The 18,497-nt window shown below is 67.4% G+C and carries 12 protein-coding genes; 8 read left to right on the forward strand and 4 right to left on the reverse strand.

Features of this window, described 5'->3' with window-relative positions; genetic code table 11:
- Positions 1-3 precede the first annotated feature (3 nt).
- The 4 genes from eno to rpoB all read right to left on the reverse strand — a co-directional run bounded on the left by eno (position 4) and on the right by rpoB (position 10,649).
- On the reverse strand, positions 4-1,308 hold the full coding sequence (eno, locus tag GXY15_03225) for a phosphopyruvate hydratase (GenBank protein ID NLV40226.1): 1,305 nt from the start codon (positions 1,306-1,308) through the stop codon (positions 4-6).
- 249 nt (positions 1,309-1,557) lie between these two features.
- On the reverse strand, positions 1,558-2,556 hold the full coding sequence (locus GXY15_03230) for a hypothetical protein (GenBank protein ID NLV40227.1): 999 nt from the start codon (positions 2,554-2,556) through the stop codon (positions 1,558-1,560).
- 125 nt (positions 2,557-2,681) lie between these two features.
- Positions 2,682-6,803, reverse strand: a complete 4,122-nt coding sequence (gene rpoC / locus GXY15_03235; protein ID NLV40228.1) for a DNA-directed RNA polymerase subunit beta' — start codon at positions 6,801-6,803, stop codon at positions 2,682-2,684.
- A 3-nt stretch (positions 6,804-6,806) separates the two neighbouring features.
- Positions 6,807-10,649 carry a DNA-directed RNA polymerase subunit beta gene (gene rpoB / locus GXY15_03240; GenBank protein NLV40229.1) on the reverse strand — a complete coding sequence of 1,281 codons (3,843 nt, stop codon included), beginning with the start codon at positions 10,647-10,649 and terminating at the stop codon, positions 6,807-6,809.
- Between the two features lie 485 nt (positions 10,650-11,134).
- Here rpoB and GXY15_03245 point away from each other — a divergent pair, with 485 nt between their 5' ends.
- The 8 genes from GXY15_03245 to GXY15_03280 form a co-directional block, all read left to right on the forward strand.
- Positions 11,135-11,458, forward strand: coding sequence for a hypothetical protein (locus GXY15_03245; protein ID NLV40230.1), 324 nt, complete (start codon positions 11,135-11,137; stop codon positions 11,456-11,458).
- Positions 11,459-11,461: 3 nt separating this feature from the next.
- Positions 11,462-13,501 (forward strand): hypothetical protein, encoded by a 2,040-nt coding sequence (locus tag GXY15_03250; GenBank protein NLV40231.1) that lies wholly within the window; start codon positions 11,462-11,464, stop codon positions 13,499-13,501.
- A 90-nt stretch (positions 13,502-13,591) separates the two neighbouring features.
- Entirely contained in the window at positions 13,592-14,050 is a 459-nt protein-coding gene (locus tag GXY15_03255; GenBank protein ID NLV40232.1) for a V-type ATP synthase subunit K, read from the forward strand.
- 36 nt (positions 14,051-14,086) lie between these two features.
- Positions 14,087-14,674 (forward strand): hypothetical protein, encoded by a 588-nt coding sequence (locus GXY15_03260; GenBank protein ID NLV40233.1) that lies wholly within the window; start codon positions 14,087-14,089, stop codon positions 14,672-14,674.
- 60 nt (positions 14,675-14,734) lie between these two features.
- Positions 14,735-15,727, forward strand: a complete 993-nt coding sequence (locus tag GXY15_03265; protein NLV40234.1) for a V-type ATPase subunit — start codon at positions 14,735-14,737, stop codon at positions 15,725-15,727.
- A complete protein-coding gene (locus tag GXY15_03270; GenBank protein NLV40235.1) occupies positions 15,720-16,040 on the forward strand; it encodes a hypothetical protein in 321 nt (106 codons plus the stop codon). The genes GXY15_03265 and GXY15_03270 overlap by 8 nt, the downstream gene beginning before the upstream one ends.
- A 5-nt stretch (positions 16,041-16,045) precedes the next feature.
- Positions 16,046-17,812, forward strand: a complete 1,767-nt coding sequence (locus tag GXY15_03275; GenBank protein NLV40236.1) for a V-type ATP synthase subunit A — start codon at positions 16,046-16,048, stop codon at positions 17,810-17,812.
- A gap of 45 nt (positions 17,813-17,857) precedes the next feature.
- Positions 17,858-18,497: V-type ATP synthase subunit B (locus GXY15_03280; GenBank protein NLV40237.1), on the forward strand; the 640-nt coding region annotated here is incomplete at its 3' end.

Here is an 18,497-nt window from a genome sequence, read left to right on the forward strand (position 1 = left end):
TTGCTATTTGAGGTTGAAGGCGGCCATGCCGGGATAGCAGGCCTGGCTGCCCAGCTCCTCCTCGATGCGGAGGAGCTGGTTGTACTTGGCGACGCGGTCGCTGCGCGAGGCGGAGCCGGTCTTGATCTGGCCGGCGTTCACGGCGACGGCGATGTCGGCGATGGTGGCGTCCTCCGTCTCGCCGCTGCGGTGGGAGATGACGGTGGTGTAGCCGGCGCGGTGGGCCATCATGCAGGCGTCCAGCGTCTCGGTGATGGTGCCGATCTGGTTGACCTTGATCAGGATGCTGTTGGCCGTGTTCTGCTTGATGCCCTTGGCCAGGTAGACGGTGTTGGTGACGAAGAGGTCGTCGCCGACCAGCTGCACGGAGGCGCCCAGCTCGTCGGTGAGCTTCTTCCAGCCGGCCCAGTCGTTCTCGCCGAGGCCGTCCTCGATGCTGATGATGGGGTACTTGGCGCACCAGCCCTTCCACAGGGCGATCATCTCGTCGCTGGAGGCGAAGCGGCCGGGGTCGGACTTGAAGAAGCAGTAGCCCTTCTTCTTGCGCTTTTCGGCCTCGTTGACCATTTCGCTGGCGGCCGGGTCGAGGGCGAGGTAGATGTCCTTGCCCGCCTTGTAGCCGGCGGCCTTGACGGCCTTCATGATCAGCTCGGGGGCCTCGTCGTTGCTCTTGAGGCAGGGGGCGTAGCCGCCCTCGTCGCCGACCGACGTGTTGTAGCCGTTCTCCTTGAGCACCTTCTTGAGCGCGTGGAAGACCTCGGCGCCCATGCGCAGGGCCTCGCGGAAGGTCTTGGCGCCCGCGGGCATCACCATGAACTCCTGGAAGTCCACGGTGCCGTCGGCGTGCTTGCCGCCGTTGAGGATGTTCATCATCGGCACGGGGAGCATGTGGGCGTTGACGCCGCCCAGGTAGCGGTAGAGCGGCACGTCGAGCACCTCGGCGGAGGCCTTGGCGACGGCCATGGAGACGCCGAGCAGCGCGTTGGCGCCGAGTTTGCCCTTGTTGGGGGTGCCGTCCAGGGCGATCATGGTCTTGTCAATCTCGCGCTGGTTCAGGCCGTCCATGCCCATGAGCTCCTGCGCGATGACGTCGTTCACATTCTTCACGGCCTTGGTGACGCCCTTGCCCATGTAGCGCTTGGCGTCGCCGTCGCGGAGCTCGACGGCCTCGTTCTCGCCGGTGGAGGCGCCGGAGGGAACGGCGGCGCGGCCCCGGATTCCGGAGGCGAGATACACGTCCACTTCCACGGTGGGATTTCCGCGGGAATCCAGAATCTCGCGGGCTTTGATGTCGGCAATCCTTGTCATGTGCGTCTAGTCCTTCTGCTGTTTACGGGTTGCGGGCGCCGCGGGGGGCGCCCCCGGGCTGACTTCGTTTCCACAACACACCTGTGGAAACCTTCTTCTCGGCTTTTCCAGGGGAAGAATAACTCCCCGAGACCTCGGTTATGATGATCCTCGTTTTCGCCGCCGAAATCAAGATTTTCGCGGACGGGCGGTCACAGCCCGGCCGGAAAGCCCCTTTCGGGCGGCGGAGGCGCCGCCGCGGCCGGATGGTCAGAGGGCTGCAATGATCCGCACGCTGCTGCGCTGGCGCAGGGTGCCCATCCATTTCTTGTAGCGCTCCTCCACGCGCTGCTTGCGGAGGAGGGGCTCGATTTCCTGGCGCGCCTTGTCGTAGGGCGTGGTGCCGGCGTCCTCGCGCGCCTCCACCTTGAGCAGGTGGAACCCAAACTCGGTCTCCACGACCCCGCTGACCTCGCCGGGCTTGAGGCCGGAAAGCACGGTGTCGAGTTCGGCCACCATGTCGCCCGCCTTCACCCAGCCGACAAGCCCGCCCTCCTGGGCCTCGGGGCCCTCGGAATGCGCCCGGGCGATCTCTGCGAAGTCCGCGCCCAGGTCAAGCTCGCCGCGCAGGGTCTCCAGACGGGCGCGCGCCTGCGCGCGGGCGTCCGTCTCCATGTTCGCCGGGAGGAAGATGCGCCGGACCTGCAGCCGGGCGGGATGGTCGAAGTCGGCCTTGTGGTCCTGGTAATGCCTCGAAATCTCCTCCTCCGTGACCGCCACCTCCTTCTCGAACTGGATGCGCCTGCTCATGGCCACGGCGGAGGCCATGATCTGCCGCCGCACGCGCTCGCGGAACTCGCCGACCGTGGTGCCCGCCTCGGCCAGCGCGGCGGCGAAGGCCTCGCCGGTCTCGTACTCGCGGCGGATGGTGTTCAGGCGGCTCTCCACATCGCCGTCCTTCACCTCGATTCCCGCGGCCACGGCCTCGCGGTAGAGGATGTGGTACTCAATGGCGGCCTCCAGGGCCTGCGCCAGGGCCTTGTCCACCTCGGCGGCAAACTGCTCCTGGGTGGCGGCGGTCTTGCGGATGCTCTGAATCTGGGGACCGATGTCCTGCAGCAGGTCGCTTTGGAGGATGGGCTCCCGCCCGACAACGGCGACCACCCCGTCCACCAGCCGGGACTGGGCCGGCGCGGCCCCCGCCCACCCGGCGACCAGCGCCGCGGCAACCAGCGCCGCGGCAACCAGAGAAAGGCGCGTTTTCTTCATCCGAAACTCTCCCTGCGGCGGTGGACCCGCCCCCAAGCATGCGCGGCCCCGCCGGTCGGACGTGTCCGCCCGGCGGGCGCCGCGCCAAACGTTTCGCTGTCGCGGCGCCCCCGCGGGGGGGCGTCTCAGCCGGCCTCCCCCGCGGCCGACGGCTCTGAAAGGTCGGCGATCTCGAGCTCCTCGGAGAAGTCCTCCTTGACGGCGCTGACGGGCCGAGAGGCCTGGTAATGGCGGCTTCCCGTCCCGGCGGGGATCAGGTGGCCGATGATGACGTTCTCCTTGAGGCCGGACAGGTAGTCGCGCTTGCCGCTGATGGCGGCGTCCGTGAGCACCCGGGTGGTCTGCTGGAACGAGGCGGCGGCGACGAAGCTGCTGGTGCTGAGGGCCGCCTTGGTGATGCCCTGGAGCACCGGGTCGGCCTCGGCCGGGCGGCCGTCGCGCATGCGGGTCTCCTGGTTCACCTCGGCGAAGCGGAGCTTGTCCACCTCCTCGTGGGCCAGGAAGGGCGTGTCGCCCGGGTCGTCCTTGATGCGGACCTTGCGGAGCATCTGGCGGACGATGACCTCGATGTGCTTGTCGTTGGTGCGCACGCCCTGCATGCGGTAGACCAGCTGCACCTCGTCGAGCAGGTAGCGGCGGAGATGGTCCTCGCCCTGCACCTCGAGGATGTCGTGCGGGATGATGGGGCCGTCGGTGAGGCGCTGGCCGGCGTAAACCCGGTCGCCCGACTGCACGTTGAGGTGCTTTCCGGGCGGGATGAGGTACTCGCGGGGCTTGCCGACCGGCGGGTTGATCACGATCTGGCGCATGCCCTTGGCGGCGGTCTTCAGCTCGACGGTGCCGTCAATGTGGCTGATGATGGCGGGCAGCTTGGGCTGGCGCGCCTCGAAAAGCTCGGCGACGCGCGGCAGGCCGCCCGTGATGTCCTTGGTCTTGGTGAACTGGCGCGGGGTCTTCGCGAGGATGTCGCCGGCGCGCACAATGTCGTTGTCCTTGACCATGACGTGGGTCTGCGGGGGGATGGTGCTGAAGGAGAGGATCTCGGAGGACTTCTCCGGGCTGCAGATCACGATCTGCGGGTGCCGGTCGTGCTTGTGCTCCGTGACGATGATCTCCTCGATGCCCGTCTCCTTGTTGACCTCCTGGCGGATCGTCACGCCCTTGACCATGTCCTCGAGGCGGATCGTGCCGTTCACCTCGGCCACGATGTAGATGTTGTAGGGGTCCCACCGGTAGAGCAGGTGGCCCTTGCGCACCTTCTGGCCGTCCTCGCAGAAAATCTCGCAGCCCGTGGGCACGAGGGCGCGCTGCACCTCCTTGCCCTCCGCGTTCTGGATGACGATTTCGCCGCCCCGGTTCACCACGACGTTCTTGTCGTCGCGGCTGACCGCCGTGCGGATGTTGCGGAACTCGACCCGGCCGCCCTCGTTGGCCTTGATCTCGGTGTTCTCCACCTGGCGGCTCGCGGCGCCGCCGATGTGGAAGGTGCGCATGGTGAGCTGGGTGCCGGGCTCGCCGATGGACTGCGCGGCGATGATGCCGACGGCCTCGCCCATCTCCACAAGCTTGCCGGTGGCCAGGTTGCGCCCGTAGCACTTGGCGCAGACGCCCTGTTTCGACTGGCAGGTGAGCACGGAGCGGACCTTGACGCCCTGCAGGCCGGACTCGGCGATGCGCTTCGCCTTGGCCTCGGTGATCTCCCCGTCCGCGGCGACCACGGGCTCGCTCTCGCCGGGGATGAACACGTCGTCGAGCACGTGGCGCCCGACGATGCGCTCGTTGAGCGGCGCGACGATCTCGGAGCCGTCCATCAGGGCCTCCAGGTAGACGCCCTCCAGGGTCCCGCAGTCGTCCTCCTCGATGACCACGTCCTGCGCCACGTCCACCAGGCGGCGGGTGAGGTACCCGGCGTCGGCGGTCTTGAGCGCCGTGTCCGCGAGGCCCTTGCGCGCGCCGTGGGACGAGATGAAGTACTCGATCACGGTGAGCCCCTCGCGGAAGTTGGAGAGGATGGGGGACTCGATGATGTCGCCCGAGGGCTTGGCCATGAGGCCGCGCATGGCGGCGAGCTGGCGGATCTGCGACTTGCTGCCGCGGGCCTTCGACTCGTACATGAGGTGGATGCCCGTGAAGCCCTGCTCGTTGTCCTCCATGGACCTCAGCATGGCCGCGGCCACGGCCTCGGAGGCCGCCGTCCACACGTCAATGATCTTGTTGGAGCGCTCGCCGGAGGTCAGCAGGCCGTTCTGGTACATGGACTCGATGCGGGCGACCTCCTCCTCGGCCTTCGCCACGACCGCCTGCTTCTGCTCGGGGATCACCATGTCCACGATGGCGATGGAGATGCCGGAGACGGTGGCGTACTTGAAGCCGACCGCCTTGAGGGCGTCGAGGAGCTCGACGGTCCTGTGGTGGCCGTACTTGGCGTAGCACGCGGCGATCACCTTGCCGATGGTGCCCTGGTCGTGCTGCGTGTTGACGTCCTTGACCGTGATGCCCTCGGGGAGGTGCTCGGCCAGCAGCACGCGGCCGACCGTCGTGTCAATGACCTCGCCCTCCACGAGCACCTTGATGCGCGCGTGGATGCCCACCAGGCCCGCCTCGTGGGCGAGGACGACCGGCCCGGGGCCGGGGTACACGCGGCCGGGCTGCAGGATCTCGCCGTTCTTGCCGGTCCACTCCTCGCGCCACTCGCCCCGGGCCCCCTTGCGGATCTTGGACATCCAGGCGATGCCGAGGACGATGTCCTGGCTCGGCGTGACGATGGGGGACCCGTCGGACGGGGAGAAGATGTTGGAGGACGACATCATCAGCAGATGCGCCTCCAGCTGCGCCTGCGGGAACAGCGGCACGTGCACCGCCATCTGGTCGCCGTCGAAGTCGGCGTTGAACGCGCGGCACACCAGGGGGTGCAGGCGGATCGCCTTGCCCTCGATGAGGACCGGCTGGAAGGCCTGCACGCTCAGGCGGTGCAGCGTCGGCGCGCGGTTGAGCATGACGGGGTGGTCGCGGATCACGTCCTCGAGGACGTTCCACACCTCGTCCTTGCCCTGGGCGATCATGCGCTTCGCCGCCTTGATCGTGGTGGCGATGTTGCGCTCCTTGAGCTGGTTGATGATGAAGGGCTCGAACAGCTCGAGGACCATGCGCTTGGGCAGGCCGCACTGGTGCAGCCTGAGCTCCGGGCCGACGACGATGACCGAGCGGCCCGAGTAGTCCACGCGCTTGCCCAGCAGGTTCTGGCGGAAGCGCCCCTGCTTGCCCTTGAGCATGTCGCTGAGGGACTTCAGGGGCCGGTTGCCCGTGCCGAGCACGGTGCGGCCGTGGCGGCCGTTGTCGAACAGGGCGTCCACCGCCTCCTGGAGCATGCGCTTCTCGTTGCGGAGGATGACCTCGGGGGCGCGCAGGTCAATGAGGCGCTTGAGCCGGTTGTTCCGGTTGATGACGCGGCGGTAGAGGTCGTTGAGGTCGCTGGTGGCGTAGCGCCCGCCCTCCAGGGGGACCAGCGGCCGCAGGTCCGGCGGGATGACGGGGAGCGCGTCCAGCACCATCCAGGAGGGGCTGTTGCCCGACTTGCGCAGGGCCTCCACGATCTTGAGGCGCTTGACGACCTTCTGGCGCGCCTGCACGGAGCTGGAGGAGGCGAACTCGTTGTGCAGCTCGGCGCTGAGGGCCTCCAGGTCCAGCTCGGCGAGGAAGTCCTTGAGGGCCTCGGCGCCCATCTTGGCGGTGAAGGCCTCGGGGCCGTACTGGGCGCGGGCCTCCTGGTACTGGTCCTCGGTCATGGTCTCCATGCGCGCGAGCGGGGTGGTGCCCGGGTCGAGGACCACGTAGTTCTCGAAGTAGATGATTCGCTCGAGGACGCGGATGGAGAGGTTCAGCAGGTAGCCGATGCAGCTCGGGGAGGTCTTGAAGAACCAGATGTGGGCCACGGGCACGGCCAGCTTGATGTGGCCCATGCGCTCGCGGCGCACCTTGGACTCCGTGATCTCGACGCCGCAGCGGTCGCAGGTGATGCCGCGGTGCTTGATCTTCTTGTACTTTCCGCAGCCGCACTCCCAGTCCTTGACGGGCCCGAAGATGCGCTCGCAGAACAGGCCGTCCTTCTCCGGCTTGAAGGTGCGGTAGTTGATCGTCTCCGGCTTCTTGACCTCGCCGTGCGACCACTTCAGCACCTCCTCCGGGGAGGCGAGGCGCATCTGGATGGCGTCAAAACGGTCGCCGGTCGTCGCAATGTATTTGGCCAAGACTCAGTCCTCCAGGAGTTCTTCTTCGGTTTCCGTCAAACCTTCCTTCTTCACGAGCTTGACCACGTCGAGGCAGAGGCTCTGCATCTCGCGGACCAGCACGTTGAAGGACTCGGGGGTTCCGGGGTCAATCTCCCGCTCGCCCTTGACGATGGCCTCGTAGGAGCGCGTGCGCCCCTGGATGTCGTCGGACTTGATGGTCAGCAGCTCCTGCAGGGTGTAGGCGGCGCCGTAGGCCTGCAGGGCCCACACCTCCATCTCGCCGAAGCGCTGCCCGCCGAACTGGGCCTTGCCGCCCAGCGGCTGCTGCGTCACCAGCGAGTAGGGCCCGATGGCGCGGGCGTGGATCTTGTCGTCCACCAGGTGGTTCAGCTTCATCATGTAGATCTGGCCCACGCAGGTCTGCTGGTGCAGCGCGTCGCCCGTCCGGCCGTCGCGAAGCTGGATCTTGCCCGTCTCGGGAAGCCCGGCCTTGCGCATGTGCTGGCGGATCACCTCCTCGGAGGCGCCGTTGAACACCGGGGTCGCCACCTTGATGCCGAGGGCGCGGGCCGCCCAGCCGAGGTGCGTCTCCAGCAGCTGCCCCGCGTTCATGCGGGAGGGCACACCGAGGGGGTTGAGGATGATCTGCACGGGCGTGCCGTCGGGCAGGAAGGGCATGTCCTCGCGGGGGACGATGCGGGACAGGATGCCCTTGTTGCCGTGGCGGCCGGCCATCTTGTCGCCGACGGACAGGCGCCGCTTGCTGGCGACGAAGACCTTGACGACCTTGATGACGCCGGGGGAAAGCTCGTCGCCCTTGCGCAGGCGCTCGATGCGGGCGTCGCGGTAGGCGATGAGCTTGGCCTCCTCCATGGCGGCCATGTTGATCAGGCGCGTGAAGCGCTGCTGCACGTCGCGGTCCTCCACCCGCAGGCGGGACAGGACGCTGTAGTCGAGGGACTTGAGGTGCGTCGGGCGGACGCGCTTGCCCTTTTCGAGCTCCAGCTTGTCCGTCCGGAAGTCAATGACGTCCTCGACGATCTTGAGGCCGACCATGTCCTTGTGGACCAGCTCCTCGAAGGTCGAGCGGATGTCGGCGATGCGCTCCTCGTAGCCGCGCTCGATCTTCCTGGCCTCCTGGGTGATGCTCTTCTTCGCCTGGGCGTCCGAGGCCTTGTCCTTGCGGCTGGCCACCTTGACGTCCACCACCACGCCGCTGGAGCCCGGGGGCAGGGTGAGCGACGCGTCGCGCACGTCCTCGGCCTTGTCGCCGAAAATGGCGCGCAGCAGCTTCTCCTCGGGGGCCAGCTCGGTCTCGCCCTTCGGCGTCACCTTGCCCACGAGGATGTCGCCCGGCCCCACCTTGGCGCCGATCTTCACAATGCCGTCGTCGTCCAGGTTGCGCAGGGCCTCCTCGCTCACGTTCGGGATGTCGCGCGTGATCTCCTCGGGGCCCAGCTTCGTGTCGCGCGCCTCCATCTCGAAGACGGAGATGTGGACCGACGTGAAGACGTCGTCCTTGACCACGTCCTCGCTGATGATGATGGCGTCCTCGAAGTTGTACCCGTGCCAGGGCATGAACGCCACGAGGACGTTGCGGCCGAGGGCCAGCTCGCCGCGGTCCACCGCGGGGCCGTCGGCCAGAATCTGGCCCCTGCCCACCTTGACCCCGCGCTCCACGATCGGCCGCTGGTTGATGCAGGTGTTCTGGTTGGAGCGCATGTACTTGCGCAGGACGTACTCGTCCTCGTCCGGGCGGAACGGGTTGTCGCCGCGCTCGCTCACCTTCACGCGGATGCGCTCGCTGTCGGCGTAGACCACCTCGCCCTCGCGCTCGGCCCGGACCACGGTGCCGGAGTTGCGCGCGGTCACGTGCTCAAGCCCCGTGCCCACCAGCGGGGACTCGGCCCGCAGCAGCGGCACGGCCTGGCGCTGCATGTTCGAGCCCATCAGGGCGCGGTTGGCGTCGTCGTGCTCCAGGAAGGGGATCAGCGCGGCGGCCACGCTCACGAGCTGCTTGGTGGACACGTCCATGTAGTCCACCTCGCCCGGGCCCACGCGCGGGTAGTCGGCCCGGCGCCGGCAGAACACGAGGCTCTTCACGAAGACGCGCTTCTCGTTGAGCGGCGCGTTGGCCTGGGCGATGGTGTAGTTGTCCTCGTCGTAGGCCGAGAGCATCTCCACCTTCGTGGAGACCCTGCCCGACTCCACCTTGTAGTAGGGCGTCTCCAGGAAACCGTAGCGGTTGATCTGGGCGTAGGTGGACAGCGAGGCCATGAGGCCGATGTTCGGGCCTTCCGGCGTCTCAATCGGGCAGATGCGGCCGTAGTGCGTGGGGTGCACGTCGCGCACCTCGAACCCCGCCCGCTCGCGGCTCAGGCCGCCCGGGCCCAGGGCGCTCAGGCGGCGCTTGTGCGTCAGCTCGGCCAGGGGGTTGATCTGGTCCATGAAGTGCGAGAGCTGGCTGCGGCCGAAGAAGTCCTTGACCACCGCGCCCACCGGCTTCGGGTTGATCAGGTTCTGCGGCGTCAGCTGCTCCTCGTCCGTGTAGTTCATGCGCTCGCGCACCGTGCGCTCCATGCGGGCCAGGCCCGTGCGGAACTGGTTGGCGAGCAGCTCGCCCACGGCGCGCACCCGGCGGTTGCCCAGGTGGTCAATGTCGTCCAGCACGCCCTCGCCCCCGCGCAGCCGCACCAGGTACTGGAGCGTCTTGACGATGTCGTCCGTGGTGAGCGTCCGGGTGGCCTGGTCAATGTTGAGGCCGAGCTTGCGGTTGATCTTGTACCGGCCCACGGCCGCGAAGTCGTAGCGCGCCGGGTCGGAGAAGAGCTTCTGGAAGAAGGTGCGGTAGGTGGAGGGCGTCGCCGGGTCGCCGGGGCGGACCTTGGCGTAGACGGCCTGCATCGCCGCGTCCTGCGTCATGATGTTGTCCTGGCTCAGGGTGTGCACGATGGCCTGGTCCTTCTGGACCTCCACCGGGTTGAGCAGGCGGAACTCCGTCACGTGGGAGTTGAGGATGCGGTTCAGCGCGGCCTCCGTGAGCACCTGGGCGGCGTCCGCGAAGATTTCGCCCGTCTCCGGGTCGAACACGTCCGCGGCCACCCAGCGCCCCACCAGCTCCTCCTGGGCCGCCGGCTTGCCGTTCACCTTGAACTTGCCCCGCGAGACGGCCACCTCGTCGAACGTGTAGAACAGCGACAGGATCTCCTCGGGCTCCACGAACCCGAAGGCCTTAAGGAACGTGGTCACGGGCAGCTTGCTGCGCCGGTCAATCATGACCCAGAGGTAGTCGTTCAGGTCGTACTCGAACTCCAGCCACGCGCCCCGGTACGGGATGACCCGCGCGCTCAGGATGGTCTTGCCGTTCGTGTGCAGGCGCTTCTCAAAGGAGACGCCGGGCGACTTGTGCAGCTGGCTCACGATCACGCGCTCGGCGCCGTTGATGATGAACGTGCCCACGGGCGTCATCAGCGGAAGCTCGCCGAAGAACACCTCCTGCTCCACCAGCAGCTTCTCCCGGAACTCGTTGTTCCCCACCTCCTCGTACCGCGTCAGGCGCAGCAGCGCCTTCAGCGACGCCGCATAGGTCGCGCCGCGCTCCTGGCACTCCTGGATCGTGTACTTCGGCGGGGTAAACGCGTAATGCACGAAGTCCAGCTTGGTCAGCCCGTTCGGGGAGCTGATGGGGAAAATCTCCTGGAAGACCTCCTGAAGCCCCTGCGGCTTCCGCTCGTCCGGCGGAAGGTCCCACTGGAGAAACTCCTCGTAGGACTTCGTCTGGATTTCAATGAGGTCGGGAAGGTCGATCCGGTCGGGGATCCTGCCAAGGACTTTGCGCGGTTCAAGCGGGTGGGCGACAGCCATGCAGCTTCTCCTTCGTTACGCGGGGTGAGGGGGGGTCGTGTCTTGTCAGGGGAGTCGTGTTCCCGTCTCTTCTGGTCTGCTGAACCGGATGTTTGTTGACAAAGACAGACCTCTCCTTCTGGGATGCGACTGGGTAGTTTACCATACTCCGCCCCCCCTGTCAAAAAATTCCCCGGCGGCCCCTTAAGGCGACGGCCCCCCAACCGGTTCCAGCGGCGCGCGGAACAGACACCGTGTCCGCCGGGATGCCCCGCGTAGCCGCCCCCTCCCGCCTGCCAAACAAATGCTTATTCTGCTAATAACAGGCGGCCCCAACCGCTCAAATCGGGCAAAAAGAAAACTTTGCACCGCCGCGCGGGACCCTGATATACTCCAGGTTGCTCGTCCAGTGCCGCCCCGGCAAGGGGTTGTGGCATTATTCGCAAGTTGCGGTGCGGCAGGCACCGGTCGGGCGCGGTCAACCACTACAAGGGAAACCGGCAGCCATGTCTCTGATAGATAATGTCTTGTCGCTGGAAGCGCAGGCAAACCAAGTGGTCGAGGCCGCCAAGGCGGAAGCAAAGCGGCTGGAGGCGGACACGGAAAAACGCATCGCCGACGTCCGCGCCGAAGTGGCGGCGGGGGTGGAACGGCGGGTGGCCGCCTTCCGCGCCGACGCGGAAGCCAGGATCGCCCGGGAGTTGAAGGCGGAGGAGGAGGAGTTTCGCGCGGCCGGCGAGAAGCTCGGCCGGATCCCGGCGGACAAGACAGGGGCACAGGTGAAGGCCGTTGCGGCCCGGCTGGCGGCCGGCGCGAACACCGGAGCATGACCGATGGCCATAGACCGTATGAAAAAAGTGACGGTCGTCTGCGAAAAGAACCGCACCGGTCTGGTTTTTAAGCGCCTGTTCGACCTCGGCGTGATGGAAGTCGCCGATGTGACGGCGATGCACGGGGACGCGGCCGGGCCCCTGCGGCGCGCGGACGTCTCCACCGAGGAATGTGACCCCCCTCTCCAGAAGATTGCCCTGGCCCTCGGACTCGTGGACACGTTCGCGCCCGAGCAGCAGTCCTTCATCAAGGGGCTGGCGCCGGTGCCGCTGGTGGTGCAGCCCGGCGAGCTGGAGCGGACCCTGGCTGATTTCGATCTGGAGGCGGTGTTCAACGAGGCGCGGGCGCTGGACGAGAAGCACCGCCAGAACGAGCACACGCGCGGGGAAATCCGCGCGACACTTGAGGAGCTCGCCTTTTTCCGGGGTGTTTCCGCGGCTGTCAAGGAGCTGCGCGCCCTTCAGCGGGTGCGGGTGCTTTTCGGGCTGTTTTCCCCGGCCAAATTCGCCGAGGCGGCGGCCGCCGCGGAGTTCGCCGCGCTGCTCGCCTGCGAGGACATCCCCGGTCCGCCCCCCGGCAAGAACGCCCCCCTCCGCAAGGTGGTGGCGTTCGCCGCGGAGCACGAGGCCGCGGCGCGCGAGCTGCTGGTGGCCGCGGGCTTCGAGGAGGTTCCCCTGCCGGCCATGGACGGAAAGGCGGCGGACCGCATCCGGGATCTCGAGGGGGACCTGTCGGTCACGGACGAGACGGCCGCGGAGATCATCAGGGGGGCGGTGCGGCTGTCGGCCCACCGCCGCGCGCTGCGCGTCCTGAAGGCCTTCTGGGAGGGCCGCAAGCGCCGTGTGCTCGCCGAGACGCAGAGCATGCACGGGGAGTGGGTCGGGGTGCTTTCCGGATACGTGCGCGAGCTCGACATCCCGTCCCTCAACAGCATGCTTAAGGACGAGTTTCCGGGGGCCTCCAGCGAAATCACCGATCCGCTGCCGGACGACGATGTGCCGGTGAGCCTGACGGAGACCGGCGGCGCCCAGCCCTTCAAGCTGCTGACCGGCATGTTCGGCCTTCCCCCCTACAACTCGTTCGACCCGTCGCCGTTCATGATGTTCAATTTCTACATTTTCTTCGGCATCTGCTTCAGCGACGCGGCCTACGGCATCATTCTCGCGATTTCCGCCGGATACCTCGCGCGGAAGACGCGGGACTTCGAGGGGCTGAACAACTTCGCCCGCCTTCTGTTCTGGGCGGGCATCTCCACCATGTGCTTCGGCTTCCTGATGGGGTCCTTCTTCGGCGACCTGTACAAGGCGTCCTTCGTGCCGCCGGACAACATCCTCGCGCGGTTCATGGCCGCCGTCACCGTGCTGGACCCGTCTCAGAAGACCATGCCCGCCCTCGGGGTCGCCCTGGTGCTGGGCATCGCGAACCAGTTCTTCGGCATCGGGCTGAAGATGTACGGGTCCATCCGCGACGGCGACATCAAATCGGCCGTCTGCGACGGGCTTTTCTGGATCATCACCCTGACGGGCTTTGTGCTGGTGATCGCCGCCAATTTCGTGCCGGTGATGCCGCCCGTTCTGGGCACGGTGGGGCTGGTGCTGCTGGGGGGCGGCGCGGTGGCGCTGGTGCTTACCCAGGGGCGGGACGAGAAGAGCATCTTCGCCAAGGCTGGCGTGGGCGTCATGAGCCTGTACGGGATCGTGGGCTCCTACGGCCTGACAGCCTTCCTGGGCGACGTGATGTCCTACTGCCGCCTGCTGGCACTGGGCCTCACGACGGGCATCCTGGCGCTTTCGTTCAACATGATCGCGGGGATGCTCTGGGACATTCCGTGGGTGGGCCCCGTGCTGACGGTGCTGGTGCTGATTTTCGCGCACATCTTCAATTTCCTGATCAATGTGCTGGGCGCCTTCGTGCACGCGATGCGCCTGCTTTTTGTGGAGTGGTTCGGACGGTTCTACGAGGGCGGCTCGCGAGAGTTCGCGCCGCTCGGGTTCAACTCGCCCGCCGCAATATTGAAAAAGTCCGCGGCCCCGCAGGCCTGAGACGGGAACACATGAAACTCCGCCCGCCGGCCGGTGCCGGGGGCGGGAAACAGCCGGAGCGTTTCCGGGACACCTTGAGTGGAGGTTGACATGGATCTGACATCGTTGAGCATGGGTTTGGCGTATGCGGGCGCGGCACTGGCCGTCGGGCTCGGCTGCGCGGGCTCCGCAAAGGGGATCGGCACGGCCTCCCAGGCCGCCGCGGGCGTCCTCAGCGAGAAGCCCCACCTCTTCGGCCGCCTGCTGGTGCTGCTTGCCCTGCCCGGCACGCAGGGGTTCTACGGCTTCATCATGATGATGCTCATCGTGACGAGCGACCTCCCCCAGGGGATTAGCGCCGGCGTCACCCTGCTGTTCACCGGCCTGGGCGTTGGGCTGGCGCTCATGATCTCCGCAATCTGGCAGGGCCAGGCCTCCGCGGCGGCCATCAGCCTCGTGTCCCGGCGCGAGTCCGACTTCGGACGCGCCATCGTGCTTCCCGCCATGGTGGAAACCTACGCCGTGGTCGGCCTTCTCGCCGGCATCCTGATTCTGAACTTCCTGAAGTAGGTCTCCGGACCCAACACATATAAAGGACTGCGTGCCATGGCTTTGGACGCAATCAGTCGGACAGTGCTGGAATCGGCGAAGAAGGAGGCGGACCGCATCCTTGAAAAGGCGCGCGCCGCCGCCGAGGCCCGGGTGAAATCCGCCCGCGACACGGCGGAGCAGGAGGGCGAGCGGCGCTACCAGTCCGCCATCCGCGCCGTCGAGGACGAGTGCGCCCGGCAGGTGATCCGGGCGCGCGGCGCGAACAGCAAGGAGCTGCTGGCCGCGCGCAACGCCCGTCTCGCCGAGGTGTTCGCCGCCGCGAAGGCGGCCGTTCTGAGCATGCCCGCCGCGGAGTACGGCAGGACGATGTTTGGCCTGCTGCGCGCCGCCGCCGGAAACGGCGGGGGCCGGGTGCGCGTGCATCCGAGCGACGAGGCGGTTTTCGAGACCCTCATCACCGAGGCCAACCGCTCCCGCGCCGGGGCCGGGCCGCTGACGCTCGACCGCGCGCATCCGCTGGACGAGCGCGGCGGGTTTGTGCTGGACGCGGGGGCCTACCAGGTGGACCAGACCCTGGGCACGCTGCTTGCCGACATCGAGAGGGACATGGCGCCCGAAATCGCGGCGGCCCTGTTTGAGTGATCATAGCGCCGCGGGCGGGCCGCGGCCACAGGCCGAACGGAAATCAGGTGAAACGGTAACGTGGTTACACTGAGCACAGAAAAGGAAGAGTGGGGTTTCGTCTGCGGGCAGGTGAGCGTCCTCGAGGCCGGCCTGCTCCCCCGGGACTTCTTTCAGGGCCTCGCCGGGTTGGAGAAACTCGACGACCTGCTGCACCGGTTGCAGGACACCCCCCTGCGCGACTTCGTCACCCCCGGCGCCTCCTGGGAGGAGTGGAACGACATTGTGGACCAGCATTTCCGCCATGAGATGGTGGCCGTCCGCGAAAACAGCCCCTCGGGGGCCGTGGCCGCGCTGTTCCTCCTTCCCGGCGACTATCTCAACCTCAAGCGCGCCCTGTTGCGGCTCGGATCTTACCCCTTCCCCGCAAACCTCTTCAGCGAGGAGCGCCTGGCCGCGGCGGCCGCGGGCGACGTGGGCGGGCTGCCCCAGGATCTGCGGATGACCCTTGCCCGCCTGGGCGGCAGCCCCTCCGACGATCCGGCGGCCCGCGCGGTGCTCGACGCCGCGCTGGACGGGGCCTACCTCCGCCACATGCTTGACCTGGCGGCGGAGCTGGACATTCCGATGATCACGGCCTATGTGGACGATCTGGTCCTCTCGCGCGCCGTCACCATGCTGTGGCGCGCGGCCCGGTCGGGCCAGCCGCTCAAGGCGCTGGAGGACCATGTGACGCCCCTGGGCGAGCACACGCACATCATCCGGGGCCTGCTCTCCGCGGGCGACCCGCGGGGCTGGGGCGCGCTGGTGCCCGGGGCCGTGGGCGACTGCCTCCGCCAGGCGCTGGAGAGCTCCGACGAGGACCCGGTGCAGGCGTTCGAGCTGCACGTCTCCAACGCGCTCATGAACTTCGCCAAGGGCGCGAAGCTCCAGACGATGGGGCCCGAGCGCGTTGCCGGATATTTTGTCGGGCTGAAGGCCCAGGTCTTCAACCTCAAACTGGTCATCAGCGGCCGCTTCAACGGGATAGACCCCGATATGCTGCGGCGGCGGTTGCGGGAATGCTATGTCTAAGGCGGTTGCGATAGGAGAGCGGGGCCTGATCCTGGGCTTCAAGGGCGTCGGCGTCACCGTGGTCCCCATCGAGGGCGCGGAGGCGTTCAAGAGGGAGCTGATGCACGCCGCCCGCGACCCGGAGGTGGCGCTGGTGCTGGTGACGGAGTCGGCCGCCGCGCTGGACCCCGAGGCCCTCAAGGATTTCCGCGCGCTGAGCGCGGCCATCCTGACAACCATCCCGACGCACCAGGGCAGCACCCATTTTAGTTTCCAGGAAATGCGGGGCGCTGTCGAGCGCTCCATCGGCGTTGACATGCTAGGCAAGGACTGAAGAACATGAGCAATGAGCACGGCAAGGTGGTGAAGGTTTCCGGACCCCTCGTCCAGGCGAGCGGCCTGCGCGGCGCGCGCATGTACGACATGGTGCGCGTCGGCAACGACAGGCTCTTCGGCGAGATCATCGAGATCCGGAACGATCTCTACTCGATCCAGGTCTACGAGGAGACCGAGGGCATCGGCCCCGGCCAGCCCGTGGTCCGGACGGGGGTGCCCCTGAGCGTCGAGCTCGGGCCGGGGCTCATCCGGTCCATCTACGACGGCGTGCAGCGGCCGCTGGACGCGCTCTACCGGGGCTTCGGCGACTTCATCGTGCGCGGCGCGGAGAGCCCGTCGCTGGACCGCAAGGCCCAGTGGGACTTTGTGCCCGCCGCCAAGGTTGGGGACACCGTCGTGGCCGGCGACGTGCTCGGCACGGTCAAGGAGAGCATCCTGGTCGTCCATAAGATCATGGTTTCCCCCGATGTGAAGGGGGAGGCGAAGGTGGCCAAGATCGGCCCCGTCACCGGCAACGTGGACACCGAGGTCGCCGTGCTGGAGACCGCGGCGGGCCCCGTCCCCGTCACCATGGTCCACCGGTGGCCCGTGCGCAAGCCGCGCCCCGTCACGGGCAAGATGCAGCCGTCCGTGCCCATGGTCACGGGCCAGCGCGTCGTGGACATGTTCTTCCCCCTGACCAAGGGCGGCACGGCCTGCGTGCCCGGCCCCTTCGGCTCCGGCAAGACCGTCGTGCAGCACCAGCTCGCCAAGTGGTCCGACGTGGACATCGTGGTCTACGTGGGCTGCGGCGAGCGCGGCAACGAGATGACCGACGTGCTCATGGAGTTCCCGCACCTGAAGGACCCCAAGTCGGGCGAGTCCCTCATGGAGCGCACCGTCCTCGTGGCCAACACGTCCAACATGCCCGTGGCCGCCCGGGAGGCCTCCGTGTTCACCGGCATCACCATCGCCGAGTATTTCCGCGACATGGGCTACTCCGTGGCCCTGATGGCCGACTCCACCAGCCGCTGGGCCGAGGCCATGCGCGAGATGTCCGGACGCCTCGAGGAGATGCCCGGCGAGGAGGGCTACCCGGCCTACCTCGGCTCCCGCATCGCCGCCTTCTACGAGCGCTCCGGCAGCGTCACCTGCCTCGGGTCCGACAAGCGCGCGGGCACCCTGTCCCTCATCGGCGCGGTGTCCCCCGCCGGCGGCGACTTCTCCGAGCCCGTGACCCAGGCCACGCTCCGTGTCGTGAAGGTCTTTTGGGGGCTCGATGACAAGCTGGCCTTTGCCCGCCACTTCCCGGCCATCAACTGGCTCACCTCCTACTCCCTCTACCAGGAGACGGTGGACGCCTACGCGAACGCGAACGTCGCCCCGGGCTGGGAGGCCGCCCGCAAGCGGGCCATGGGCCTGCTGCAGCGCGAGGCCGAACTGGAGGAGCTGGTCCGCCTCGTGGGCATGGACGCCCTGGCCGCCGGCGACCGCCTGCTCATGCAGGCCGCCAAAATGGTGCGCGAGGACTTCCTCCACCAGAACGCCTTCGACGACCGCGACACCTACACGTCGCTGCCCAAGCAGTACCGCCTCCTGTCGCTCATCCAGCACTACGAGGACGAGGCCCGGGCCGCCCTGGAGCAGGGCGCGGAGTTGAACACGCTGCTTACCCTGCCCGTGCTGGAGGACATCTCCAAGGCGCGGCTCATCGCCGAGGAAAGGCTGGAGGAGTTTGACGCGCTGAATGCGCAGGTTTCGGAGGCCGTCGCGGCCCTTCCCCGCTACTAGAAACGCTGGACACTGGACGCAACCCAACCGCAGAGAGCAAGAAGCATGGTCACCAGAGAATACCGCACAGCAAGACAGATCATCGGGCCGCTGGCCATGGTGGACGGCGTCGAGGGCATCACCTACGGCGAGCTCACGGACATCAAACTGGACAACGGGGAACTGCGCCGCGGCCGCGTGCTTGAAGTGAACGGCGACAAGGCCGTGGTCCAGGTCTTCGAGGGCACGAGCGGCCTGGCGCCCGAGGAGATGACCGTCAAGTTCCTCGGCAAGCCGCAGGAGATCGGCGTGTCCGAGGACATGCTCGGCCGCGTCTTCGACGGGTCCGGACGCCCCATTGACAAGGGGCCGGAGATCATCCCCGAGAAGTGGGTGAACATCAACGGCAACCCGATGAACCCCTACGCCCGCGACTACCCCAACGAGTTCATCCAGACCGGCATCTCGACCATTGACCTGCTCAACACCCTCGTGCGCGGCCAGAAGCTCCCCATCTTCTCCGCCTCCGGCCTGCCCCACTCCCGCCTCGCGGCGCAGGTGGCCCGCCAGGCCCAGACGCGCAAGGGCGGCGAGAAGTTCGCCGTGATCTTCGCCGCCATGGGCATCACCTTCGAGGAGTCCGAGTTCTTCCAGGCCGACTTCCGCCGCACCGGCGCCATCGAGCGCGCCGTGCTCTTCATCAACC

Source organism: Candidatus Hydrogenedentota bacterium (assembly GCA_012730045.1).
GTDB lineage: Bacteria > Hydrogenedentota > Hydrogenedentia > Hydrogenedentales > CAITNO01 > JAAYBR01.